The following is a 24466-nucleotide window of genomic DNA, read 5'->3' as shown; positions in this document are numbered from 1 at the left end:
TTGGGCATTACCGGAAAGAAACTAAAGAATTTATGGGGTTGGTTGATGTTTTACAACGAATTCCTTGTTTTTGTAATCATTAAAAAATAAGCCATAAATAGGATGCGACACGCAGCGACTGCGTCTAACAGCAATGCGCACCTCTTGCCTAGCCACCAGCCGTGAGGCTCAGTTGACCTACTGCTAGGCCCGTAATGCAGCGAAGCGCGATGTTTGATGACCTCTATTTAAAGAAGAATGACGTCATCATGAAACGTATGTTAATCAATGCAACTCAATCAGAAGAGTTGCGTGTTGCCCTTGTTGATGGGCAACAACTGTATGATCTAGATATTGAAAGTCCAGGTCATGAGCAAAAAAAATCAAACATTTACAAAGGTAAAATTACCCGCGTAGAACCGTCTTTAGAAGCCGCTTTCGTCGACTACGGTGCCGATCGTCACGGCTTTTTGCCACTGAAAGAAATCGCCAGAGAATATTTCCCGAAAGGATATTCGTTCCAAGGTCGCCCCAATATCAAAGAAGTGGTCAGTGAAGGACAGGAAGTTATTGTCCAAATTGACAAAGAAGAACGCGGCAATAAAGGCGCAGCCTTAACGACCTTCATCAGCCTTGCAGGCTCTTACTTAGTATTAATGCCAAATAACCCACGTGCTGGCGGGATTTCTCGTCGTATCGAAGGTGATGAACGCACTGAGCTAAAAGAAGCGATGGCTGACTTAGAAGTGCCTGCGGGCATGGGTCTTATCGTGCGTACTGCGGGTGTAGGCAAAGAATCTGCCGAGTTAAAGTGGGACTTAAAAGTTCTACAACACCACTGGGCGGCGATCACCGAAGCTTCACAAGTTAAAGGCGCACCTTTCTTAATTCACCAAGAAAGCAATGTGATAGTTCGCGCTATTCGTGACTATTTACGCCGTGACGTGGGCGAAATCCTCATCGATCATCCACGTATTTTTGAAGAAGCGAAGCAACATATCGCCTTAGTTCGCCCTGATTTCGTTGAGCGCGTAAAACTGTACGAAGCTGAAGTGCCATTGTTCACTCACTTCCAAATCGAATCACAAATTGAATCCGCCTTCCAACGCGAAGTGCGTCTGCCATCTGGCGGTTCAATTGTTATCGACCCAACTGAAGCCTTAACCTCAATCGATATCAACTCTGCCCGTGCCACTAAAGGCGGCGATATTGAAGAAACAGCACTTAACACTAACCTTGAAGCCGCCGATGAAATTGCCCGCCAATTGCGCCTCCGCGACTTAGGTGGCTTAGTGGTTATCGACTTTATCGATATGACGCCTGTACGCCATCAGCGTGAAGTTGAAAACCGCTTACGTGATGCTGTGCACCATGATCGTGCTCGCGTGCAGTTAGGTCGCATTTCTCGTTTCGGTTTGATGGAAATGTCGCGTCAACGTCTGCGCCCCTCTTTAGAAGAATCTGCAGCGCATATCTGCCCTCGCTGTCATGGCCAAGGCACGATTCGCAGTACCGAGTCTTTAGCACTGTCAATTTTACGTTTGATGGAAGAAGAAGCCATCAAAGAAAACACCTCACAAATCGAAGCGATTGTGCCTGTGGATGTTGCAGCTTTCTTGTTAAACGAGAAACGCAAAGCCATTCGCATCACAGAACAGCGTCACGATGTCGAAGTGTATGTGATACCTGACGCACACATGATGACGCCTGATTACCGCGTGATCCGTCACCGTAGTGATGATGAAATCAGTGAATCAAGCTATAAGCGTATAGAGCATCCTGAAGCCAAATTGTATGAGCCACGCAAACTGGAACGTACTGCGGCGCCTATTCCGGCATTAAAAGGTTTTGCAGCGCCACAAAAAGTAGAACAAGCCCCATCACCAACGGTGAAAGTTGAAGCGCCACAACCAGGCTTCTTCAGCAAGCTTGTGAGTGCAATCAGTGCCATGTTTGCGCCAAGTGAAAAAGCTGAACCCGTAAAAGTTGTTGAAACTAAAGCAACTGATACCAGTGCGGCTAACGCAAATCGCCGTAACCGTCGTAATGACACTCGCCGCCCACGCAATGCCCAAGATGCCGACAAAGCAAAAGAAGGCACTCGTGAGCCGCGTAGCCGCAATCCAAAAAAGCCGACTGATGCAGTCGTCAGCACACAAGAACGTCCAGTACGCGAAAAAGAAGAAGCGGCTAAACGTCCAGCTAAAGCTGAACCGAAGCCACGCGTACAAGCGCCAAAAGATGTTGTTGCCGACATTGAAGCAGATGATGCACCTAAGCAAGAAGTCGCCCGTGAGCGTCGTCAGCGCCGTAACATGCGTCGTAAGGTGCGTATCGATAATGGCCATAATACGCCAGATAATGCGATCCCAATTGCACCTGAAGATGCCGCAGAAGTGTTAGCGGAAATTGCAGCCCTTAACGCCGCAGCGGCAAGTACTATCAGTGTTAATGCCAAAGCTGAAGTCATTGCACAAACGCCAGTAGAAACTAAAGCGCCAAGAACACGTCGCCAGCCTCGTAAGGAAGCTGCTCCCGCTCAAGAAGTGCAAGAAAATATTGTGCTAGAAGAGACAACTGTAATTTCTACTGTAGTAGAAACACCTGCTGTTGATGCTGTTAACATAGCTGAAAACACCTTGGTTGACACAACAGCTCATACTGTAGCAGCGGATGCTGTATCGCAAGATAGCGAAGTTGATGCAGACAACGAAAATGCGAATGCTGATGATCAATCAAAACGCGAGCAAAGAGATGGTCAACGTCGTAGCCGTCGTAGCCCTCGCCACCTTCGTGCAGCGGGTCAACGTCGTCGTCGCGACGAAGATGACCAAGGTACATCAACGCCAGCGCAATTCGTTCCTAATGACGAATTAGGTGCTGACCAAGAGTACCCAAGCGAAATCATCAGTGTTCGAGTGGAAACTCCTGTTGTTGCAACTCAAACAACAGCGGTAACTGAAGCGGCCGTAAAAACTGCTGACGTCGAAATAGCTGAAACCAGTTCAACTCCAGCTGTTGAAGCTCCTGCTGTTGTTAAAGTAGAAGCAAAAGTTGAGCCTCAGCCTCAAGCAAATGACGTTGCAGCAGTTGAAACTCAGCAAGTTGAAACTAAACCTGTTGTGACTAAAACCACTGAAACGAAAGCGGAAGAGCCAAAGGCTGCTGACGTAAAAGGTGACCTTGCGTCAATCGTTGAAACTCAGGTGACCAGCGTTACTGCTGAAGCCGTAGTCGTTGTAGTCCCATCAGTTGAAAGCTCAGTGACTAAATCAGTAGCAGTACCCAAAGCTGAAGCAGCTAAAACCGAAACACTTGTCGAGCCAAGTGTTGCACCGAGCGCTGAAGTAAAAGAAGCCGTGAAAGCAACAGCCTCTGCGCCAATGGCCAGACCGGCAGCTATCGTTAAGCCTCAAGCCACAGTACAAACAGCTCCAACAACACCGCAAATCACGGATGCAGTTGTTGTCAGCAAGCCGAAAGCCGCTAGCCGCTTTGGCTCTATGGTGTCTTCGGATATGACCAAGCCTGTCGTTGAAGTGAGAGAACAAGTGGCAGTCCCTAAAGGACGAGAGTATGAGAATACTGCGAACGAAGAGTCTACAGCCAAAATCAAACTCGCTAATGGTGCAGAGTCGGATATGGCGCGTCCATAATCACTTAAGCTAAACCAGAAAAGCCATGCAATTGCATGGCTTTTTTATTTACACTGTAATACTCCACAATATTTAAATTTAGCTCTATCCATTTTTCGGCTTAATCGTAGTCCCTTGAATAACATAACCCATCAAAAGTTCCTCGGTATATAGTTCTCAACTTTAAGTATTCTTGTGTTGTCACTAACGTCACATTAGAAGCAATAAACATGCTAACAAAATATCAGGCCAATACCCGCCAGTAGAAAGGGCTCTTAATCCATTTAGTGCTAACTGTAGACCCCTCCTTTATAAGTTAGGAAAACTAGTCGAGGGAAAGCATTATTCCGCTATAAAGTAGCCGATAATTAAGTTGGATTAGCAGCCTAAAGCTTCTGTCGGAAATACTTAAATGTACGAAATGCAAGGCATCTCAATAGCCATATTCGTTTTTTGGTCGGCTCCAAACTACATCATAAATAAGCTAGTGTTCTTTAATATCAAGCACTAAATGCTTTGCCAGCCTCAACTCTTTACTACAAGGCTTTCAGCCTTAGGTGCAGCTTAGTATATGTAGGATAACTAAGTGCAAGAAATGCAAGTGCACCAATCATATTCGGCAATATCTGAAGTCACTGATTTACAACAAATGAATGATTAGACACATTCGCGTTCGACATTGAATATAAGATTACGCAAAAAATAAACTCGATAAGAGTAAGCGTTAAGAGTTAAGAGTTAAGAGTTAACATATAATGGAATTGAATGTTACAGGGGTAAAAATAAGGAGAGTGTATCAAATGGTTTTATTGAAAATCTTGGAGATATCAGAATTGGATTCTAACAGAGAAAGATTAGAGGATTAACTTCAGATTTAAGCATTAAATTAATGCGACATGTTAAGTGGATCTCGTCGCTTATACTGGATTCAACAATCTAAACTAAATGAAATCTTATTTTCACACAAATAAAAAGAGCCACGGAATTAACCATAGCCCTTTAATCCATTGCTATCAGCTCTAGGCTAACAGCACTGAAAATTAACCAATGATAGTTACGTTTTCAGCTTGTGGACCTTTTTGACCTTGAGTCACAGTGAAAGACACTTTTTGGCCTTCATCAAGAGTTTTGAAACCGTCAGAGTTAATCGCACGGAAGTGTACGAATACATCTGGACCAGATTCTTGCTCAATGAATCCGAAACCTTTGTCAGAGTTGAACCACTTAACAACACCAGTAACTTGAGACATAATATAAATCCTGTAAATAAAAAATTAAAGCCTTAACGGCGGGTGGAGCTGGAAAATGCCGGTATTACTTATGTTTACAGGACGAACTGGTCGTATTGAACACATAAATATAAGCCCAACCTTCAAGCTGATAAGACTATAAACCATTCTAAAGATAAGTCAACACACTGCGACACTTTGGATTATTTATTTTGCCTAAATCTACTTTACGGTTTTGCAACCGGCTAGCAGAACACTAGGTTCATGCTGTTTAGCAAGTACAGTTAAGCATTTTAAATAACTTATTTCAATAGCTTAATCTTATCACTTACTTTGAAATCCGATGCACTTCAATTTGGAAATCCAATTCACAGTTCAGTCCTTGCAACGCAAATGCTTGCTTTTGGGCATGAGTAAACTTCCAAGCATAGGGCGTCATTTCTAAAAAATGAGCAATATGTTCACTGTTTGCCAGCTCTAACTGGGAGATTAAGCGCTCCTGATGAAGACACTCAAATCCAGCAATATGCGCTGTGGAAACGGGATGTAATCTTGGCTCAGCATAAATTTGTTGTTTCAACGCAAAATGGTGTAAAGGTCCCGGAGAAACCGTTATCAGTAAGCCTCCATCAGCCATAATCCGTTGTAACTCTTCTACTTTTGAAGGGGCATAAATACGAATGGCAAGATCGACACTTTGGGATGCGATTGGCATTTCATAGGCACTTGCGACACAAAATTGCAAATTAGGGTAACGTTTAGCTGCATATTTAATTGCAGACTTAGAAATATCTATACCTTGTAAATTGCAATCATGGTGCTGGCTCAACACATGGAATAAACGTTGACTGTAGTAACCTTCCCCACAGCCTATATCGAGGATTTGTTTTGCTTCGGCACCAAACTCAAGCGCGAGCTCATTCACTCTATCACTCAAACCTTGATAGTAACCCGCGTTTAAAAATTCACGCCGAGCAAACATCATCTGTTTATTATCACCAGGATCTTTTGAGTTTTTCTTCTGTACAGGCAATAAGTTGACATAGCCTTCTTTGGCCATATCAAACTTATGTTGCAGTGAACAACCCCAAGTTCGCTCCGTTAACGTCAGTGGGGCGGCACACAGGGGACATAAATAATGCATAATGGACTCTTATCATTTAGCTAAATTTGGGTAAAAAGTTTATGTTTCGTCTTCCATCAATCGATCTACCATCAGGGTCAATTCCGGTGAAGCGAGTAATTCATAACACTCTAATTTTCTTAATAGCTTATCAGTGTTATCAACATCATTAGCAGCGCGGCTGTAGTTTGGTCGCTCAAACATATGGGTATAGGTTCTAAATAACCATTGTTGTTTCTGCAGTAGCAAGGGATCGATCCTTAATACTTCATCAGCAAGGCTGGCGTGACATTGACCAAGCTCCCCGCGCATAAACGCCTGCAATTCTAATCTAACCTGCTCGATTTCAGTCATGTAAATTGCAAGAGATTCAGATGATGCGGCATAGTCGTAGTGCCTTGCTAACAGTGCTTTAGCAACCATTAACGCTTTGGGCTCATGCAAAACCCGCAAATCCGCTTCTAAGGGTACTAACTCAAACTTTGAATTGGCTTGTAAGGCAAAAGTTAAGTAACTATTTGCACCTATTAAGTCATTATCTGCACCTACTATTAAGTCATTATCTGCATCTAAATGACGAGTCGTATCTAAGGTAAAAGATACACCTCGCCTCAATTCAGCCGCACAAAATTTCGCAGCAGTTCCCATCCGTGTATAAAGCCTAAAACCTTGCCCAAGGCTGCGGGTTATTGGTGTATTGAAAGCCTGAGGACTTTGCGGTAACGATTCGACCTTAAGACCCATAAACGGCTGGAAGCGGATGACTATATTTTGCTGAATTCCGGCTTCAGCGATGACGATAATCTCTAGTAAAGGGGCACTGATCGCCTGTGACACAATAAAATCACTCACATCGTCGGGTAGCCGTAATGTGAGTATTGATGTATTTTCAACATCAAGCACCATAGGTTCATTTAGAAATTGATGGTACATAAGACATTATTCTCCTATTTAACCGCAATTGTACCGTCCAATACCAATTAAAATCACCCCGTAAACCATTACCATCGCAAGATATGACTTAATCTTCATGATGCCGTAAATCGGCATTCGAGAAATAGTAGTGACATTGCGTGGTAGCATATTTATGCCTCCAGTGATCTATAACGTTAAGCACAGGAAGATGTAAGTGACGTATACAATGAACTTCACGTAACCATTCACCCAATGTAAAACTCACGATGCACCCTGCCCAGAAAGTGGCGAGCCTAGTCAGCATTGTTAGACATCGCTCGGCTTAGCGCCAGAAAACCATTCGGTATGCTGGTCACCTTGACGGCCAAAATAGGTTACACGTTTACCTCGCAAAAACACGAAATAACCTTGAACTCCTGCATTCATAGCGCGCTGGCAGAAAAGCCGAAAATTTTGCCCATGCTGCTGACTATCCAAGATGGCAGCTCTGAGTTCAATCACATTAAAATTTTCAGCAATTAATGGAAGTCCCTCAAATGATAAAGGTGATTGCACTGTAGAACCTACTGCGCTATAGAAAGTAAATGACTTCAAGGCATAGTCTACATAGTAATACTCGACACCTTCAGCAATAAGATTGCCGACAATTTGAGGAAATGGTATTAATCCAGACAAGGTTGCTTGTGCAGATTCTAAAATTTTATCCGAGTTCATTGATGTCCTCTCTGGGTCTTGAGTGGTCAATTTATATGTTTAACATCAGCAGTAGAGCCAAAGTGATAGCACAGTAAAAACGTGGAGCATGCGCCAGCGCTGGTTAAACGCTCAAAGCACGTACTCATAAATGATTAACGCAATAAACACGACCTTCAAACTACCCCAAAATCGTTGCCAGACTACAAACACGTTTATGCATATATAACGTAAAGCCATATTAAAAATACTATGGCCAAACATTAAAATATTCTGCGAGCCACTCGCACCCAGTGCCAACACCGTTGGGCTGTCTAAATTGATTTACAACTCACATAAACCCAAACTAAAAAAATGTATCATTTACGCTTATCATCTGTTTCTTTATCCCGCAAGCCATCTAGGCTACTGCTAAAATAAGCACACCGAATCAATTTCAACCTCTAGCAATGAGTTTATTGATGGATAATTTACAGCGACTGGGCATTATTTTTTGTATTCTTTCCCTGTGGGTCTTGGCAAACATACCCGTCACTTATGCTAATGATCAATTCATTATCAATCAGTCAGAATCCAAGCTTGATCACAGATATCAGTATACTTATGACCTTTTACAATTAGTTATTGATGCAACCAAAGCCGATTTTGGTGAAGCATCACTGCAAGTCTCAGATCTAATAATGAGTCGAAATCGTATCTTCAGAGCATTACAAGAGGGTGAAACCATCAATGTTATTGCAGAAGCCTCTAACCTACAGTGGAATAAACAGCTTATTCCAATAAAAATTCCTATTAGAAAAGGCATTCAGGGATTTAGAATTTTTATTATTAAAAAGGAAAATGTACCTAGGTTAGCCCAAATCACCTCGCTAGCGCAGTTAACTGCTCTTGATACTGGTTCAGGTAGCCAATGGTCAACTAAAGTTGCCATGCAACAAGCAGGATTTAAGATTATAGAAAGCAATCAATATGACAGTTTATTTAATATGTTATCAAAAGGGCGGTTTATAACATTTGGCCGCGGAGTGAATGAAGTCTTTCAAGAGGTTGAGCAGTTTAATCAACAATATCCAGATCTCGTTGTTGATGAAAGCATCATGCTACATATTCCGCTAGCGACATATTATTATGTTTCACCTAACAAACCTCGCTTAGCTCAGCGAATACAAATTGGCCTCCAGAGAATTATCGATAATGGTCAATTTGACCAGTTATTTTATCAACGCCATTGCGATTTTTTGATAAAAAGTAAATTGAATCAACGATTAGTTTTTAAAATTGACAATCCTTTTATATCTGAATCAGAAATGACTTCCATTGTCGGTAAAGATTTCTTACTCAATCCAATGGATGACTTTTCCATATTATGTAAGAAATATCATTAAATAGGCTTCATCAGATAAACGCTTTGGGTCCGTCATGACTTAAAAACATCTCTCGGAAAATGGGATAAAAAACAGCAAGTCGCGGCTTGAATTGAAGGAGGTTAGATTTTTGACCTTGGGTATCAAGAAATCAAATGAAAACCTTCAAGGCCATTAGCCTTGAAGGAAACTTTTTAGAATTGCACTCTGACACCAATAGCCGCTGAGCGACCTGGCATAGGGGATAAATGCCTTAGGAAACTGTTATGTGGGCGCGCATCTACATCGGTAAGATTATCTAAGCTTAGGTAGAATTGAGTCGGCACTTTCGAAATGACTTGATCTAAAGTGATATTGGCTCCGAGCAAAGCATAAGATTCAGAGGGCCTCTCAAATCTGCTAACGTCACCTTGTGAATGATAGCGAACATAATCGATGGACACAGTAAGCGCATCATACTGCCAATTTAGTGCAGTGCCTGTTTTGGATTGTGGTGTTCGAGGCATTGAAGTGCCTTCTAACCTGCGGCGAAAGTATTCGTCCCGCTCACCTGCGAGAGGTGGGCGAGTACTAAAGATGTCGTAACTACCATCGTATTGATATCTAGGAGTATTTCTCACTCTGTCAGTAAATGCGCTGAGTTCAAAAACTCCCCACCTTTGCCACGGTAAGGTATAGATAGCTTGTACCTCTAACCCTTGATTGTTTGTATCTGCTTGGCGCCATTCACGAACATAAGTACCATTACGCTCAAGGCCTGTACTACCAAGATAAATAAAATCATTGAATTGATTTTGATACCAACTTGCCATTAGCTGTAAATCGGCGATTTTAGCGGTGGTATTTATTTCAAAGGAGTGATTAATTTCCTTTTTAAGATTTGAGCTGCCCTGTTCTTCAATTAACAGAGCATAGTGTGGGTTACTGGCGTAAAGCTCACTCATTTCAGGAGCACGCTCGGCATGAACGTAATTGACTCGTGTTGACCAATTTTGCAATATGTCCCATTGCAGTGATCCTGAGTAGCTTTGGAGATAAAAATTTCTATCTTTAACATTCGCTCCTGAGCCTCGACCTACCTTGTAACCCTCTGCGTTTACTTGGTGCTTAATCGCATCATAACGACCTCCAAACTCAAAAGTAACCGGACCAAAGTGCAGGGTTTGTAGCGTATAGGCTGCATAGTTTTGACTATCGACATCAGGCATGTAATTGTCATAGCCCTCCCCTTTATAGGCTTTAGTGTCGTACTGTAATCCTAAGACACCATCGAAGTTTGATGTCCAACTATGATAGAGCTTAGGGCTAATGACCCAAGAGGTAAGTTCGAATTGGTTAACAGATACCTCAGCCATATGCTCATCATCGACTTGATTCGAATAGGCGCCATCGAGGCTAAATGAGTTTATCCAATTGTCATCCCAGTTTTCGACATACTTCATATCTACGCGATCACCACGGGAGAAAATTCGAATATTACCCCGTTGATCAAAATCCACTGGTGCGCTGCTGCCACGACGCATAAATCCCGGAATACCGCGATGAGTGTCCGTATAACCATAAGCCAAACCCAAAAGACGTTGTTGGCCAGTGTAGCTTCCGCCTGCCGAGAATGATGATGTGTGGTGGCTGCTGTTAAGCACAGTGCCATTACTGTCTATTGAGTAGTCGGTGATAATTTGTTGTTCTAAAGGTGTAGCATCTTCATAGCGTTTTAATTGATTGTTCATCTGCCACACAGGTTGCGCATATTTGATTTGGCATAGATCGGCAAACTGTGCGGCACCTACGACTTTTGACCACGTTTTACAATCGCTGTCTTTAGAATATCCAGGAATATCGTAGTCACCACGGTCTTTGTTGATCATATTCAGCGCAAAGTTAAAAGATTCATTCCCTGCGGTAAGTTTTGCCAGTGCGGTACTTGTACTATTGAAGCCAACTTTCACTTCAGCGCGGCTGTTAAACCCATTGATTGGGCCCAATGGAATACGACCATCTTGGAGATCAACAATGCCTGCCATCGCTTGCCCACCATAGGCAATAACAGCTGTAGGACCTTTAATGACCAAGATACTGTCAGCAAGAAAGGGCTCGATGGGGATGTATTGATCCTCACTCACCGACGACATATCCTCAACTTGAGTTCCATTGAGCAACATTTTAACCCTGTTTCCACCAAATCCACGGATTTGTGGCCTACCCGATGAGCTACCAAAAAAACCACTGTCTACCCCCGGTAATTGGCTTAAAGTTTCTCCTAAGGTATCGGCTTTACGATTATTAAGTTCATCGCCGCTGAGTTCGATTTTACTGGCTTGTATTCTTTGACTTAGTGGTTTTTCTAAAGCATGCCCAGTGACATTGATACGTTCAATAGGTTCTGCTGAAACAGCTAAAGTGCCAACACCTAATAACAGAAGGTATTTGTGGAAGTTCATTTTGTGGGTCGTCTCCATATGATTACTGTCGAAACAAATGATATGTTACAACGTATCATTATGTATCAATCGGGTTCAATATAAATGAAAGTAAATTAAGTTACTGATTGTAAATGGCAATCAGAACAACACTCGGTATGGTGACTGATGATTGCTAACAAAGATTGTCATTAGAAGGGGTGGATCAGGTAAACTGTGCAAGTATGATCATTTCAAAAAAATTGGCAGTTCTATGACGGGAAAAAATCTTGATTTACTGCGTGAAGTAGTGAAAAAGTGTGAAGAAAAAGGCATCAATCTTACCAGTAAGCGCAAAAAAGTACTTATCGTATTACAGGAACATGATGTTCCTTTGTCTGCCTATGAAATTGCCGATGTGTTAAAACAAAGTTTGGGCGAGAGTTTACCCATAATGTCTATCTATCGCATGTTGGATTTCTTAGTACAGGAACAATTAGTGCATAAGTTATTAACAGTGAATAAGTATATTGCCTGCCATCATGTATGCGATCATCACATTCACAATCAATTTTTAATTTGTAATACTTGTCAAAAAGTCACGGAGATAGCATTGCCCACTGCTCTTGTTGAACAGTTACAGTTGAATGTTAGCCAAGCGGAATTTACCTTATCGAGCCCACAGCTTGAATTAGCGGGTTGGTGTCATGAATGTCAGCAGCAACATAATAGTTAAGTTATGTACATTAACTAATTTGGAACGCTATTTATCATGGTTGCTGAACTTATCCCATACTCACAGTAACGCTATAAATCCCCCAGCCTCCGACATTCTGGTCGATAATGTCCGTCTAAAATCGTGGATATGCCAGTCTTGATGTCATATCGCGGACCAGCTCATTAATAGAAGCAACATTACCCGGTCGCTTGCCGTGGGAAAGCGCCATGGCGAGTGATATAAGTTCCACTGTTCTTATAATATCTCGAGTAAAGCGGAACTGATCGGCCTTCGAATGTGTTAAGCGGTTTCCAAAACGCATAGGGATCTATAATATTTACCCATGAATTTAGTCACGCAGGGACCAGCTTACATGCGTCAGCAAGTCCTAAATCCGGGTAGAGACCAAATGTTAAGCACCCTGATGGATTATCAATCCTAAATCGATACTGACATGTTATAGTCCCTGCAGGGGTAATACGAACGCTTAAGCCGTTGCGGTCTGCAAGCTCTGGTTTCCCTAAATATGGCTTGCCGTTTATTGCACGTAACCAATTGTCAGATAAAGACATTTTTATTACCCTGTGTACATGTGATTTTAGCTAATCTGACGCAGAACCCAATATATACAGATATGTACTCACATCTAAGTTGTAGCAAACTAAATTGATGTGAATGACAACGAATCCCAATAAAGCTATTTAACTTTCAATAACATCATGTTAAATGCTTTAGAGAACGAAAATAAATGAAGATGAAAAATGATAAAGCTGGGTCAATATTTTAGCACGACTACGGAAACATGTAATATTAACCATTGATTTATAATAAATATATGTACAAACTTCGTTTAAGAACCTTCCAATATCACAGCTGCTAAACAACAAAATCACTTCTAAATTCGATACTATTTTTAATTGCAAAAAAATGTTGTCTAATTATGTTTATCTATTAAAAAGTGGTGTGCATGACAAGTGCTTAAGAACTTCCGGCTCCATACTTCTGATTACTTTAGCAGAGTGTTCTAATTCTAAATTAAGCTCAGACCAACCATCAGTGCTCATAAACTCTGCCAGTAGATAACAAATCCTAGGTATAACGGCTCACAATCGAAATTCCTTGTGCTCGCAATTAGCGCAATCTTCGGCTCAGATTAAGTGACAATAAAATCTTACTGAGCTCACATTAAGTGATAGACAGATGACGGTCAGCTTTATTGGTAGTGCTTAATTTCAATGCAGTGTTCAGTTTACAATAGTGTTCTGTCGCGCAGAGTTTGCGTCAGCAAGGCGAGCTCCTGATCTTTGCTTCAAACCCGAGCATAACCGTAAAAGGCCATTGTTATTAAAAATGTCTCGTTAGGCTTTAGATGAGGAAAACATAACATCCAAATGAGACAGAAAAACCGTCTCATTTGGATGTATGCTTTAGGTATACTCAAAACATACATTAGCATCAGAGATAAAATTTAATAATCTCTTAGTAGAGTGCGAGGCTGACTTTTTGGGCTACGGACTTCTGTTGCAGTTATACCTCGAAAAACTCAATCTTACCGCCAGTAAGGTGATACATACTACCAACGATTTTAATTTTATTCTGGTCTTCCAGCTGTTTCAGTACCGGGCTGTTTTTGCGGATATTCTCGATAGTCAGTTCAACATTTTTCCTTGCCACAGCATCGACAAAATCGTAATTACTCCCTTTACGCTCTCCGGTGTACTCTGTTTTTTCAATAGCAGGTTTAATTTCATTCAGCAGGCCCGTCAGGTTGCCTAGTTCTGCATTATCAATAGCGCCACGTATCGCACCACAGCGGGTATGCCCCATAACCAGCACCAATTTCGCACCAGCAAGAGCACAGGCGAATTCCATACTGCCCAATATATCGCGATTACTGATATTACCCGCAACACGGGAATTGAACGTTTCGCCGATCCCCGCATCCAGCACAATTTCCGCTGGCGCACGTGAGTCAATGCAGCTAAGGATCACTGCAGCAGGATACTGACCCGTGATACTGTTGCGTTTCTGCGCCAAATAATCATGTTTCGCCGTGCGATTCTCCCGGAAGCGCAGATTGCCCTGCTTAAAATGTTCAATCACAGCCTCAGGTGTCATGCCATCACGTTCATCTTTACTGAGGGATGCCGCAAAAGAGATAGAGGGCACCGATAAGGCCGCCAGCCCAGTTACCGAAAGGGCCGAGACAGCAAGTGTTTGTTTCAGGATTGTCCGGCGTGAGGGTTGAGCCAGTTGGTTATTTTTCATAATGTTCTGCAGTCCAGTTTGTTGAGTTAACAAAGGTTGTTGCGATAGTACTGTTAAACAAATCACAGCTTCAACCTAATGATAGTGGAGACCCAGTCAACGCGATTAAATACGGGCGGCAGGGTTACAGGTATGGCGTTTTTCATTTGCAGTTATTGTGAGCCATAAGCAATGGATAGCTAGCCCGAGGGATTTCGATTGCGAGCCGCCACATCTAGGTTCTTCCACTGATGCCTGTAACATTCCTGATAAACGAAATATTCCAAAATTTGTATGCATACGATTATCGAAAATTTCTTCATATGCTGCCTATAATTTCGCAGCTCAACTACCATAAGTCTAACAAAGCTAAGAGAAAGGGCGCATAAAGCAAAGATCAAAAGATCACAAAATAGATCTGTCAAAGTTGTTGTTTCCCGCATACCTACTATTTTCAACTTCTGAGAAGAAAAAAATAACAACGCAAAATCAATACCATGCACAGAGTTTGAAATTATGAGCACACTAAAACCTAATGGCGACATTTACCTGCAAGAACGGTAAAATGCCCCATTGTCATTGGGGAGTAGTCATCCTTAGCCTCCCACTAAGGAGTCCACGTCAACAAAATTGAGGTCTAACACCTCATGGCGTGGTCAGCCTCTGCGAATGCGGAGAGCCAGGCGAGACCTTTGGCCGCAATACGCTTTCCCAGCCGGGCGAGCAGTGTTGTCGTGCCATTGGATTATTGCTCGCCCGGCCGGATTGCTCACATGATCCTTACTCTTACTCTGTTTTTCCTCTCGGCAGGTACCATTTATTTGGCCTGCGAATACTTCGTCAACGGCATCGAATGGTTCGGCCGCCGTTTGAATCTTGGCGCGACTGCAGTGGGTTCAGTACTTGCTGCCTTCGGTACAGCACTACCTGAAACAGCGGTGACCTTCATTGCCGTTGTCTTCGGCAAAACACCAGAGCAAAAGGACATTGGCGTCGGCGCAGCCATGGGCGGTCCGCTCGTTCTCGCTACTTTAGCCTATGCAGTGGTCGGCTTGGCACTGATTTACCACCATCGCCGCCTTCAACGGGAAACGTATCATGTACGTGCCGATCACGCCCGTATGAGTCACGACCAGCTCGCCTTTCTCGCAGTGTTTGTAGTGAAAGTGGCACTTGGCCTAATCGCCTTTGCCATCAAGCCGTGGCTGGGGGTCTTGTTTCTCGCCGCCTACGCAATCTATGTCTGGCGCGAAATTCAGGAGAGCGACACAGCGCCTGAAGAAGAGATTGAACCTCTCAAAATTCAACCTTCCGTGACGGAGCCATCGTTAAAATGGGCGGCGCTGCAAGCCGTGTTGTCCCTGATAGTCATAGGCATTGCATCCCATATATTCGTAGGTCAACTTGAGGCCATTGGTACAGCGCTACAATGGTCACCACACTTGGTAGCATTGCTGCTGAGTCCGGTGGCGACGGAGCTGCCCGAGATGATGAACACACTCATATGGATACGGCAAGGAAAGGAACGCTTGGCATTGGCCAATATTTCTGGTGCCATGATGATTCAGGCAACGATTCCCAGTGCGTTGGGTATCTTCTTTACGCCATGGCTTTTTGATGGCCCACTGATGGCGGCAGGAGTCATTACTGCTTTGGCTATTATTTTTCTGTGGCAGCTATTTCGGCGAGGCGTTGTCGATGCGCGTGCATTGGTCGCAGTAAGCTCATTGTACGGCATATTTGCCTTGCTGATTGCGTTCTACTTCCCTCCCTAAGGAGCAAAGTGTCAGAGAACGCCGTGTGGTACGGCGTTCCTATTTGGCTAAATTTGCCCAACGCGCCAAGAGTGTAATGTTAAATTTTGTAAATGTTGCAAAAAATTGATTTAAATGAATTAAACTTTTCAGCGATCATAGTGACCATCAGTAGTGATGATCAATGTATATATCTCGTCACAAAAGCACAACGCACAGCGATACACCGCCCGAACGATTTGGTTGCGCACTATGGTGGTGAGAAATTTATTTGTCTATTACCGGATACTCAGCATTTAGGCGCGATGAACATAACTCATCGTCAACGCAGTGCTCGCTTTACATTTACTCTAGTTTCCAAGCGGTCACCATTAACTGGCGTTGCGTGTATTCAACCTCATCGGCATTTGAAATGGCAAACGCTTATCGAATCCGCAGATAAGCAATCATACTTAGCTAAAAAGCATGAATGTAATCAAGTCAGCAGGGCCAGCTTGCTACGGTAAACAGCATTATTGAGTGCCAATCGTAAATTTTGATTTTTTTGAAATTATCAAAGTTGAAATGTGAAGTTGGTCACGTAGCATTTGGATAAATGGAATCATTGACTACAAGACCAAAATGCATCATGCATTTGACGATTTCTAACTGATAATTAGGCTTAGTGAAGTATCTTTTCAGAGCTGGCGCAGTCATTGAAAGCTCTGTAATGGTTTAATTTCCCTACATTAATTAAAGAGAAACTATTTATGTTTGTGATCGATCAAATTATTCTCCTCGCCGCGATTTTGATTATTCTTGGTATTTTATCCAGTAAATTGTCTGCGAGATTGGGTTTACCCGTACTGGTGCTCTTTCTCATGGTGGGCATGTTAGCTGGTGAGGATGGCCCTGGAGGTATTGTTTTTGATAATGCACAAATTGCTCACGCGCTTGGGTCTTTAGCTTTAGCCATTATTTTGTTTGATGGTGGTTTGCAAACACCCATCGCGTCGATTAAGCAAGTGTGGAAGCCTGCTTCTGTATTGGCGACTTTAGGCGTATTGGTGACTGCCATGATCACTGGTGCTGCAGCTGCTTATATTCTAGATGTTTCCTTACTTTACGGTTTACTGATTGGTGCCATTGTTGGTTCAACCGATGCCGCCGCTGTTTTCTCATTACTGCGTAATGCAGGTATTCATATCAACCCACGCCTTAAAGCCACATTAGAAATTGAAAGTGCGACTAACGATCCTATGGCAATTTTTTTAACAGTTGGCTTATTGGAGGTCATGGTCAAAGGGCTTGAACCAGAGACTGGATTATTGATGCTGTTTATCCAGCAAATGGGTATCGGCTCCGCAGTGGGTTTAGCGGCAGGCTGGTTATCAGTACGTATTATTAATCGTATCCATCTGACGACCTCTGGATTATATCCTGCGATGGTCGCGGCATTTGGTTTACTGTCCTTTGGCGTAGCAGCTAATCTTGGCGGCAGCGGCTTTTTAGCTATTTTTATCGCTGGTGTGGTGATAGGGAATAGTCGTTTTGTTTTTCAGCGCAGTACCTTTTTATTTCACGATGGTTTGGCATGGTTAGGCCAGATTGTTATGTTTGTTTTTTTAGGCTTGCTGATTAATCCTTCGTCTTTGCTGGATGTCTGGCAGGAAGGACTGATGATTGCAATCGTCCTGACCTTAATCGCGCGACCCTTGTCGGTAATCCCTGTACTGAAGATTTTTGGCTTTAATGCGCGTGAAATTACCCTAGTATCCTGGGTTGGGTTACGTGGTTCGGTGCCTATTATTCTGGCTATATATCCGCTGATTTATGGCCTGCCTGGTGCCAGTCTTATTTTTAGCGTAGTGTTTTTCGTCGTGTTAATTTCAGCGACAATACAGGGGTCAACATTACCCTGGGTTGCACGCGCTTTAGGACTTACGGAACCGCCTCCTGCGACACCTGCAGCGACACTGGAAATTACTGCTTTAGGCGATGTGGATGCTGACATTGTCGAGTATCAATTGGGCGATACCTCACGCGCTTCTGGTCGCCGTTTATCCCAAATGGCTTTACCTGACGGTACAGTAGTGGCGATGATAACCAGAGGAAACAATGTAATTCCACCTAGGGGATCAACCTTCCTGTATGCTGGCGATCATTTATTTATTGTGATGAAACCCGATGTGCGTGAGTTTGTTGATCTGGTTTGCTCTGGTGTTGCAGAAGCCAATCATTATGAATTACCTACGAGTGAATTGAAGTTGAAAGGCTACACCAAAGTAGCAGATTTAAAGCACTCCTACGGTATTGAACTCTCTGCTAATGATAATTTGTCATTAGATGAAGTGCTACGTCAGAGCTTGACTGACGAGCCGACCTTAGGTGCAAGTAAAGATTTTGGTGAAGTAATATTGCATGTTCGTGAGATGGTGGGTTCGAGGATTGCGACAGTGGGTATCGTACCGAACTCAGCCAATGAAAACTGATACCAAAACAATAATTTGTAAAATCATAGTTTCATTGTGGTCAATTTAGAGATCACACCTAAGCTCAGTGCATCATTTAATCGCGAATGAGTTTGCATAGGTATCTGTCCGAACTTTTGATAAAATCCAGTCAACGGGTTAGCAGTCTTGGTGGACAACCGTCTAACCCGCCAGCCCTCGCAAGAGGGCGTTCCTTCTAATTCATCCTATCCAGCAGTGCCATTTCGGCTTTATCTTAGCCAGAAGATATAAGACTTTTTGCGGTCAAATCCCATTAAAGCCCACTGCTCTTTACACAAGTAATGGGCGCGAATAGCGCGTTTGCAGTTAATCGATAACTGTTCAACGAGTTGGTCAAAATGGGCGACGTGGGCAGGCACGTTGAGTTCATGCTTTAAGTTGCCACCGCCCAAGGCTTCGCCTAAACGGTCGCAGGCGTAGCGGTTTGAAAAACCCTTGCCCAATTCTTGGTACACCCAATAACAGCCCCAGCGATATAACCCTAACCGTAACGCCTTAATGTTCATCCTCTACTCGGGGTCATCGCTAAAGGCCATTAGCTACCTCATTTATCTTCTTAACCGAAAGCTTAAACACATCAATGCATATCGATGTCACATCGTCATAGGGCGCATTAGTGCGGCCATTTTCCCAACGTTGATAAGTGCTGCGACTGATGCCGTAAATCTCAGCCACTTCGTCTTGGGTCATACCCCGTAAACGGCGCCCTACTTTCAGTAAATCCGCGGCGCGACTAGCCATAAATCCTCCTGCGTGAAGTCCATAACCCAGTTGTGCTATTTGTGATTGTTTTTGTTATTGTCATCGTCATAACCACCCCACTAACATTGGCTCGTCTGGCTCACTCGGCTCAGTGGTCGATTGGCGCATTATCTCGGGCGCCACATCATCAAACCCCAGCGTGATTAAGTGTGCATGGTAGGCATCCAGCGCCATCAACATGCCCTTATCTAAGGTGCTGTTGACGTAAGTGCGTAGCAACAATGGCAAGGTGTGATTCAAAATCCGCTCACCCACCATGATATCTACGCCCATGTCGGCAATAATGGTGCGGCATAGTTTTCTTAGTGCATGGGAGGTAAATGCCTTAAACCGAATCGTTTCACTCCAATATTGCGCAGTGCGAATGCTCACCGGCCCTACATCGTAAGGGAACAAAACGCTCATACGACGGACATTGAAGCGGTGATCTGCATCGGCGAGGCGTTTTATTGCAACGCGGCGGGCCATTCACAAAAGTAAGCTGACATTGCGCAGCACAATGCTAAGGCCGAAGCCTTTAAACAGCGACTGTTATCACTGCGCCCTGCTCTCACCTTCACGGCGTTTAACAGCACCAAGGAGAAATCGGCATGAAGCAATCTGCAGTCATCAAAGACGCTTTACGCCAGTGGTACACCCTGCCCCGCAAACAAGTCGGCAGCTGCCAACAATTTTTAAAACGACTCGCCGAGGAATTGGCAAAGGAAGGTAAATGATGATTTCGACCCAATCGACCGTGGATCAGCAAATGCAAGTGCCGCTCTTTCTTACCACTAAGGAAGTCATGACACGCTACCGGATTAGCTCATCAGCAACGCTTTGGAAGTGGCGGAGAAACGACGGTTTCCCTGCTCCTATCCATAATGGCCGCCATTACTTAAAAGCGTCGCTCGATAAGTGGGATGAAAAACAGCAAGTCGCGGCTTGAATTGATTTATTAAGCCTTAAGATAAAGCCCCATTTTTGGGGCTTTATTTTTAGACCTTTATCGATGGACTGTTAGGCCATTAACTCATCGCCTTCGACATTACAGCCTTTACTACCGCAGTTAGTGCTACTGCTACAGCATCAGTGATGATAGCGGCGAGTCCTGTGCCAACCAGTACTATTTGGGTAATTAACAAGACACCATCGGTTGATATCCATGCGACCACTGTCGCGATAAATGATACAGCAGCGACTATGGCTCCAAACCAGCTTAGGCCATTGACGTTTCTAACAAAGCTATACATCGTCATTGATAACATAGCGTTTTAATGAGCTGAAAAACTGCATCTAGCAGCCCCTAAAAGAAGGCTGTAGCGATCAGTTCATCATTTTTAAGGTTAGTTCAAATGTGACTTTTAACAAAGGCTCGCTTCGCTGGATGTTCAACAACAATCGCGTTAGTGGCAATAGTGAACTGATTGAATCATTCATGCGATATTTTGATGTTTTACCGTCCCATTTTATCGGGCTGCAGCCGAGACGTTATGTACTCTAAACCTGCTTGATAGCCTGCGGTTTCTGTTGTGTCACCGTTTTTGGCTATTAAATAAGTGGCTTTAAACATCATCAGGTTACAGATGGTAAGATAATAAAAATCATCGTCTTGCTTGAAAGCACAAAACTTTTTCCACGGTATGGTGATGGATTTACCGCTAGGGGGCACAAACGTTAGCGTCGAGGCTGTGGCGGTCACTGTATGGCTACCTTCTAGGCTCGCAAGGCTCTGTAAGGTTGTATTTTCAATCGTTCGATCCAGAGTAGTTATCTTGCCTGCAAATTTGTTAGCTTGATTTTCGGCGATGTTTTTGAATACAAATCTCCACACAAGAAGGTAAGTGATAGCGCAAATTGCGATTGCGATATATGTCTCTGGAGAGTGAATTTCTACGAAAAAATAAAACAGTAGTAACGGGGATAATAACGGGATCCATAGGAGTAATGCACGAACGATAAGGGCATACAACCACTTAGCTAAACGAGTATTCTTTGCAATGCTTGCTGAATTTATTCTTTCCGCGATTGTGATTAACTGTTCCCGCGTGATTAAAAATTTTAGTTCCATGACGTCCTTGCTTAACGTTAATCCGAACACTGTGCCAAGTGTATGATTAATTGAGTTGAAATGACTAAACCATAAATAAAGCTGATATTGAACAGATAACAGTTTACCTTGTGCCGAATTGAGCTCCAATGCACCTAATTACAAAGAGGTGTTTCTGCTGCACTGCAACGCAACTGATTTACATACTGAATAAGCTCACCATTTTCTGCTGTCAGCGACAAACATGCCTACCCCTTCTTTCTAACACGACAATTTTTCTAACACGACTATTTTGCTATCACCTAGAGCGGCCAATTTCAGCTTATTTGTCCATTGTTCATAGGCCACAGCTTGATCATCTAACCAATCATGTTTGTTGTACACCGCCATCACCCCGCCTAATAGATGGCCTAACATCTTCTCTGTCACATGGGGCAACACCCCCGCTTCTGACATTCTGGTCGATAATGTGCGTCTAAAATCCTGAATACGCCAGTCAGGGATTTCGAGTCTTGGTTTGATCTCGCGGACCAGCTTATTTTCTGAAGCGATGTTGCCTGGGCGCTTAAGATCGTTTGCTGCGGGAAAACTCCATAGTGAGTTATAGAGGTTCCACTGTTCTTGCAATATGTCGAATAAGGCGGGACTGATTGGCCTCCGGATTGGCAAATTAGTTTTGCTATTATTTATCGGGAAGGTCCAGACCATCGACTCAAGATCAAAATCAGCCCGTTTGGATTTTAATATTTCTGATATCCGCGCCCCTGTTAGTAAACATGCCTTGATGGCATTGGTTACGGCTTTGGTCGCGCGGCATTTATCAAGCTCACGGATGATTTTGCCACACTCTAGAATGGTGAGTACTCGCGAACCGACTTCGGGCGCAGAACCCACATCACTGACTCGTAATTGAAGGACATCAACAAGCGATATCATTTGCCGGCGAACGGACCAGCTAAGTACCGTCTTTAACTGTTTGAGTATCGCGCCTGCGGTGACTCGACTATGAATTGCCTTTTTATCGAAAAAATCTATCCACTCGCCGAGTGTGATACTTTCGACTTTACGATCAGCAAAGGCATCATAGAGATGTGCTCTAAAGCAGGATTGGTACGTAGCAACAGTGCCCGGCTTAAGTGCTGCACTTCGCGCCGATAAAAACTGTTCACAGCAATCCCTCAGTGTTGTCTGGCCCGCAAATGTGTTGCGCTGTTTCCAAAACACACGTGGATCTATATTATTTGCCACTGAGTTCCGTAACTCAGGGATCAGTTTCCTTGCGTCAGCTAGTTTCAAATCAGGATAACGACCAAGGGTTAAGCGCCCAGGTTGATTATCAATCCTAAATCGATACTGCCATGTTATAGTCCCTGCAGGGGTAATACGAACGCTTAAGCCGTCGCGGTCTGCAAGCTCTGGTTTCTCTAAATATGGATTACCGTTTATTGCACGTAACCAATTGTCAGATAAAGACATTTTAATTACCCTGTGTACATGTGATTTTAGCTAATCTGACGCAGAACCCAATATATACAGATTATGTACTCACATCGAAGAGCTGCATACTAAATTGATGTGAATGACAACGAATCCAATTAAAGCAATTTAACTACTGATAACATGAAGTTACATGCTTTAGAGAACGAAAATAAATGAAGATGAAAGACGATAAAGCAGGGTCGATTTTTTGGCACGACTACGAAACATTTGGAGCGAACCCAGCGAAAGACAGACCCTCGCAATTTGCTGGTATTCGCACGGATTTAGATCTCAATATCATCGGCGAGCCTGAGACATTCTATTGTAAGCAAGCCACTGATTATTTGCCGTCTCCGGAAGCAATATTAATCACAGGGATCACTCCACAGTTAGCTAATTTAAAAGGCATCCCTGAAACTGAGTTTATGGGACGAATTCAAGCGCTATTTAGCCAACCAAACACTTGTGTTGCTGGTTATAACTCACTGCGTTTTGACGATGAAGTGACCCGTTATGGCTTTTATCGGAACTTTATCGATCCCTATGCCCGTGAATGGCAAAATGGCAACTCTCGTTGGGATATCATTGATTTAGTGCGCGCTTGTTACGCATTTAGGCCCGAAGGCATTAACTGGCCGGCAAAGGAAGATGGCTCTCCGAGTTTTAAGCTAGAGCATCTTACCCAAGCGAATGGTTTAAGCCATGAGAAAGCCCATGATGCTATGTCCGATGTGTATGCAACCATCGCCATGGCAAAACTCATTCGCGAGAAACAGCCTAAGTTATATCAGTACTATTTTGACCTGCGCCGTAAGCAAGCGGTTAGCGATCAAATCGATGTGCTCAATATGCAGCCTTTGGTTCACGTAAGCTCTAAAATTAGTGCGCGCAATGGTTGTGCAACGTTAATTTCACCCGTAGCGCACCATCCAACTAACAAAAATGCCGTTATTTGCGTTAATTTAGCCATGGATTTAACACCGCTATTCGAGCTAGATGTCGAGCAAATTAAAACGCGCATGTATACGTCAAGGGCTGATCTTGCCGAAGATGAATTACCTATTGCAGTAAAACAAATTCATCTTAATAAGTGCCCTTTTATCACCTCGGCAAAAATCCTCAGTGATGAACATGCCGTTCGTTTAGGCATAGATAAAGAATTTGCCAGAGAGCAGTATAAACGCCTAAAACGTCACCCAGAATTACGCGAAAAACTGGCGCTATTATTTGAGCACGATGACAGCAGAGTGACCACAGATCCCGATTTGATGCTGTATTCTGGTGGGTTCTTTAGCCAAGCTGATAAAGCAAAAATGGAAATCATCCGTCATACCCTACCGCAAAATCTAGCGGCGTTAGATTTGCAGTTTGATGATCCACGTATTCCTGAGATGCTGTTTCGTTACCGCGCCCGTAATTACCCTGAACTACTCGATGATACAGAGTCGCAGCGCTGGCGTGAATTCTGTCAAAGTCGCTTAGCCGATCAAGACTACGTACTTAAATTAGAAAATTTGCTACAAGAAACACAAGCGGATGAGACTAAGCAAAAGCTACTTGCTGCCCTTTGTCATTATTTGCGTGAACTTTAAGTTGTGTAAATTCAAGCTTAAGTCTTTTGTTTTATAGTCTTAAGCTTATTTGTGTG

The 24466-nt window shown here is 43.3% G+C and carries 21 protein-coding genes, 1 pseudogene and 1 riboswitch; of the genes and pseudogenes, 9 read left to right on the top strand and 13 right to left on the bottom strand.

Annotation, left to right across the window (positions count from 1 at the left end; translation table 11 throughout):
* Positions 1-194 precede the first annotated feature (194 nt).
* Positions 195-3635 (top strand): ribonuclease E, encoded by a 3441-nt coding sequence (gene rne, locus L5M17_RS00705; protein ID WP_263144541.1) that lies wholly within the window; start codon positions 195-197, stop codon positions 3633-3635.
* A gap of 1019 nt (positions 3636-4654) precedes the next feature.
* Here the strand turns inward: rne and L5M17_RS00700 are convergent.
* The 4 genes from L5M17_RS00700 to L5M17_RS00685 all read right to left on the bottom strand — a co-directional run bounded on the left by L5M17_RS00700 (position 4655) and on the right by L5M17_RS00685 (position 7595).
* A complete protein-coding gene (locus L5M17_RS00700) occupies positions 4655-4864 on the bottom strand; it encodes a cold-shock protein (protein ID WP_011789734.1) in 210 nt (69 codons plus the stop codon).
* Positions 4865-5171: 307 nt separating this feature from the next.
* Positions 5172-5987 (bottom strand): 23S rRNA (guanine(745)-N(1))-methyltransferase, encoded by an 816-nt coding sequence (gene rlmA / locus L5M17_RS00695; protein WP_198572243.1) that lies wholly within the window; start codon positions 5985-5987, stop codon positions 5172-5174.
* 39 nt (positions 5988-6026) lie between these two features.
* Positions 6027-6899 carry a hypothetical protein gene (locus tag L5M17_RS00690; RefSeq protein ID WP_198572242.1) on the bottom strand — a complete coding sequence of 291 codons (873 nt, stop codon included), beginning with the start codon at positions 6897-6899 and terminating at the stop codon, positions 6027-6029.
* 288 nt (positions 6900-7187) lie between these two features.
* On the bottom strand, positions 7188-7595 hold the full coding sequence (locus tag L5M17_RS00685; protein WP_168823739.1) for a DUF1398 family protein: 408 nt from the start codon (positions 7593-7595) through the stop codon (positions 7188-7190).
* 440 nt (positions 7596-8035) lie between these two features.
* Between L5M17_RS00685 and L5M17_RS00680 the strand changes: the two genes are divergently transcribed.
* Positions 8036-8959 (top strand): hypothetical protein, encoded by a 924-nt coding sequence (locus tag L5M17_RS00680; RefSeq protein ID WP_028760379.1) that lies wholly within the window; start codon positions 8036-8038, stop codon positions 8957-8959.
* 173 nt (positions 8960-9132) lie between these two features.
* Here L5M17_RS00680 and L5M17_RS00675 read toward each other — a convergent pair whose 3' ends face one another.
* A complete protein-coding gene (locus tag L5M17_RS00675) occupies positions 9133-11379 on the bottom strand; it encodes a TonB-dependent receptor (protein WP_263144535.1) in 2247 nt (748 codons plus the stop codon).
* 232 nt (positions 11380-11611) lie between these two features.
* On the opposite strand from L5M17_RS00675, the gene L5M17_RS00670 reads away from it, so the two are divergent.
* Positions 11612-12073: a Fur family transcriptional regulator gene (locus L5M17_RS00670; RefSeq protein ID WP_049821724.1), complete on the top strand. Its 462-nt coding sequence runs from the start codon at positions 11612-11614 to the stop codon at positions 12071-12073.
* A 335-nt stretch (positions 12074-12408) separates the two neighbouring features.
* On the opposite strand, the gene L5M17_RS23110 is transcribed toward L5M17_RS00670, so the two are convergent.
* Both L5M17_RS23110 and L5M17_RS00665 read right to left on the bottom strand, forming a co-directional pair.
* Positions 12409-12627, bottom strand: coding sequence for an Arm DNA-binding domain-containing protein (locus tag L5M17_RS23110; RefSeq protein WP_411568925.1), 219 nt, complete (start codon positions 12625-12627; stop codon positions 12409-12411).
* Positions 12628-13582: 955 nt separating this feature from the next.
* Positions 13583-14323, bottom strand: coding sequence for a carbonic anhydrase (locus tag L5M17_RS00665; protein ID WP_263144532.1), 741 nt, complete (start codon positions 14321-14323; stop codon positions 13583-13585).
* A gap of 548 nt (positions 14324-14871) precedes the next feature.
* Positions 14872-14983, top strand: a riboswitch (yybP-ykoY riboswitch).
* A 92-nt stretch (positions 14984-15075) separates the two neighbouring features.
* Between L5M17_RS00665 and L5M17_RS00660 the strand changes: the two genes are divergently transcribed.
* From L5M17_RS00660 to L5M17_RS00650, 3 genes are all read left to right on the top strand, one after another.
* A complete protein-coding gene (locus L5M17_RS00660) occupies positions 15076-16077 on the top strand; it encodes a sodium:calcium antiporter (RefSeq protein WP_263144529.1) in 1002 nt (333 codons plus the stop codon).
* 92 nt (positions 16078-16169) lie between these two features.
* Positions 16170-16562 (top strand): GGDEF domain-containing protein, encoded by a 393-nt coding sequence (locus tag L5M17_RS00655; protein ID WP_263144527.1) that lies wholly within the window; start codon positions 16170-16172, stop codon positions 16560-16562.
* Between the two features lie 243 nt (positions 16563-16805).
* A complete protein-coding gene (locus L5M17_RS00650; RefSeq protein ID WP_263144524.1) occupies positions 16806-18527 on the top strand; it encodes a potassium/proton antiporter in 1722 nt (573 codons plus the stop codon).
* Between the two features lie 230 nt (positions 18528-18757).
* On the opposite strand, the gene L5M17_RS00645 is transcribed toward L5M17_RS00650, so the two are convergent.
* The 3 genes and pseudogenes from L5M17_RS00645 to L5M17_RS00635 form a co-directional block, all read right to left on the bottom strand.
* A complete protein-coding gene (locus L5M17_RS00645) occupies positions 18758-19054 on the bottom strand; it encodes a hypothetical protein (protein WP_263144522.1) in 297 nt (98 codons plus the stop codon).
* A 19-nt stretch (positions 19055-19073) separates the two neighbouring features.
* A complete protein-coding gene (locus tag L5M17_RS00640; protein ID WP_168823718.1) occupies positions 19074-19289 on the bottom strand; it encodes a helix-turn-helix transcriptional regulator in 216 nt (71 codons plus the stop codon).
* A gap of 66 nt (positions 19290-19355) precedes the next feature.
* Positions 19356-19709 (bottom strand): annotated as a pseudogene (locus tag L5M17_RS00635) (integrase); the annotation flags it as partial.
* A gap of 191 nt (positions 19710-19900) precedes the next feature.
* Here L5M17_RS00635 and L5M17_RS00630 point away from each other — a divergent pair.
* On the top strand, positions 19901-20026 hold the full coding sequence (locus L5M17_RS00630) for a hypothetical protein (RefSeq protein ID WP_263144520.1): 126 nt from the start codon (positions 19901-19903) through the stop codon (positions 20024-20026).
* Complete coding sequence (locus L5M17_RS00625) at positions 20023-20238, top strand: helix-turn-helix transcriptional regulator (RefSeq protein ID WP_105252880.1); 216 nt, start codon at positions 20023-20025, stop codon at positions 20236-20238. The genes L5M17_RS00630 and L5M17_RS00625 overlap by 4 nt, the downstream gene beginning before the upstream one ends.
* A gap of 79 nt (positions 20239-20317) precedes the next feature.
* Here the strand turns inward: L5M17_RS00625 and L5M17_RS00620 are convergent, their stop codons facing one another.
* From L5M17_RS00620 to L5M17_RS00610, 3 genes are all read right to left on the bottom strand, one after another.
* Positions 20318-20557: a hypothetical protein gene (locus tag L5M17_RS00620; RefSeq protein ID WP_263144518.1), complete on the bottom strand. Its 240-nt coding sequence runs from the start codon at positions 20555-20557 to the stop codon at positions 20318-20320.
* A gap of 188 nt (positions 20558-20745) precedes the next feature.
* Positions 20746-21360 (bottom strand): hypothetical protein, encoded by a 615-nt coding sequence (locus tag L5M17_RS00615; protein ID WP_263144515.1) that lies wholly within the window; start codon positions 21358-21360, stop codon positions 20746-20748.
* A gap of 240 nt (positions 21361-21600) precedes the next feature.
* Positions 21601-22815 (bottom strand): tyrosine-type recombinase/integrase, encoded by a 1215-nt coding sequence (locus tag L5M17_RS00610; RefSeq protein WP_263144514.1) that lies wholly within the window; start codon positions 22813-22815, stop codon positions 21601-21603.
* A gap of 176 nt (positions 22816-22991) precedes the next feature.
* On the opposite strand from L5M17_RS00610, the gene sbcB reads away from it, so the two are divergent.
* The gene (gene sbcB / locus L5M17_RS00605; protein WP_263144512.1) at positions 22992-24410 is read left to right on the top strand and encodes an exodeoxyribonuclease I; all 1419 of its coding nucleotides are present in this window, start codon (positions 22992-22994) and stop codon (positions 24408-24410) included.
* Positions 24411-24466 lie beyond the last annotated feature (56 nt).

This window comes from Shewanella sp. SW24 (genome assembly GCF_025653395.1).
Taxonomy (GTDB): Bacteria; Pseudomonadota; Gammaproteobacteria; order Enterobacterales; family Shewanellaceae; genus Shewanella; species Shewanella oncorhynchi.
Note: the sequence above shows the minus strand (reverse complement) of the source record. Positions and strands in the feature narration are given on the sequence as shown.

Bases quoted from the DNA above. Each gene is read 5' to 3' on its own strand.
- L5M17_RS00630 (WP_263144520.1), top strand. From the start codon at position 19,901: ATGAAGCAATCTGCAGTCATCAAAGACGCTTTACGCCAGTGGTACACC.
- L5M17_RS00640 (WP_168823718.1), bottom strand. From the start codon at position 19,289: ATGGCTAGTCGCGCCGCGGATTTACTGAAAGTAGGGCGCCGTTTACGG.
- sbcB (WP_263144512.1), top strand. From the start codon at position 22,992: ATGAAGATGAAAGACGATAAAGCAGGGTCGATTTTTTGGCACGACTAC.
- L5M17_RS00660 (WP_263144529.1), top strand. From the start codon at position 15,076: ATGATCCTTACTCTTACTCTGTTTTTCCTCTCGGCAGGTACCATTTAT.
- L5M17_RS00620 (WP_263144518.1), bottom strand. From the start codon at position 20,557: ATGTTATCAATGACGATGTATAGCTTTGTTAGAAACGTCAATGGCCTA.
- L5M17_RS00680 (WP_028760379.1), top strand. From the start codon at position 8,036: ATGGATAATTTACAGCGACTGGGCATTATTTTTTGTATTCTTTCCCTG.
- L5M17_RS00615 (WP_263144515.1), bottom strand. From the start codon at position 21,360: ATGGAACTAAAATTTTTAATCACGCGGGAACAGTTAATCACAATCGCG.
- L5M17_RS00625 (WP_105252880.1), top strand. From the start codon at position 20,023: ATGATGATTTCGACCCAATCGACCGTGGATCAGCAAATGCAAGTGCCG.
- L5M17_RS00685 (WP_168823739.1), bottom strand. From the start codon at position 7,595: ATGAACTCGGATAAAATTTTAGAATCTGCACAAGCAACCTTGTCTGGA.
- L5M17_RS00655 (WP_263144527.1), top strand. From the start codon at position 16,170: ATGTTGCAAAAAATTGATTTAAATGAATTAAACTTTTCAGCGATCATA.
- L5M17_RS00610 (WP_263144514.1), bottom strand. From the start codon at position 22,815: ATGTCTTTATCTGACAATTGGTTACGTGCAATAAACGGTAATCCATAT.
- L5M17_RS00700 (WP_011789734.1), bottom strand. From the start codon at position 4,864: ATGTCTCAAGTTACTGGTGTTGTTAAGTGGTTCAACTCTGACAAAGGT.
- L5M17_RS00645 (WP_263144522.1), bottom strand. From the start codon at position 19,054: ATGAACATTAAGGCGTTACGGTTAGGGTTATATCGCTGGGGCTGTTAT.
- L5M17_RS00690 (WP_198572242.1), bottom strand. From the start codon at position 6,899: ATGTACCATCAATTTCTAAATGAACCTATGGTGCTTGATGTTGAAAAT.
- L5M17_RS23110 (WP_411568925.1), bottom strand. From the start codon at position 12,627: ATGTCTTTATCTGACAATTGGTTACGTGCAATAAACGGCAAGCCATAT.
- L5M17_RS00650 (WP_263144524.1), top strand. From the start codon at position 16,806: ATGTTTGTGATCGATCAAATTATTCTCCTCGCCGCGATTTTGATTATT.
- L5M17_RS00670 (WP_049821724.1), top strand. From the start codon at position 11,612: ATGACGGGAAAAAATCTTGATTTACTGCGTGAAGTAGTGAAAAAGTGT.
- rne (WP_263144541.1), top strand. From the start codon at position 195: ATGCAGCGAAGCGCGATGTTTGATGACCTCTATTTAAAGAAGAATGAC.
- L5M17_RS00665 (WP_263144532.1), bottom strand. From the start codon at position 14,323: ATGAAAAATAACCAACTGGCTCAACCCTCACGCCGGACAATCCTGAAA.
- L5M17_RS00675 (WP_263144535.1), bottom strand. From the start codon at position 11,379: ATGAACTTCCACAAATACCTTCTGTTATTAGGTGTTGGCACTTTAGCT.
- rlmA (WP_198572243.1), bottom strand. From the start codon at position 5,987: ATGCATTATTTATGTCCCCTGTGTGCCGCCCCACTGACGTTAACGGAG.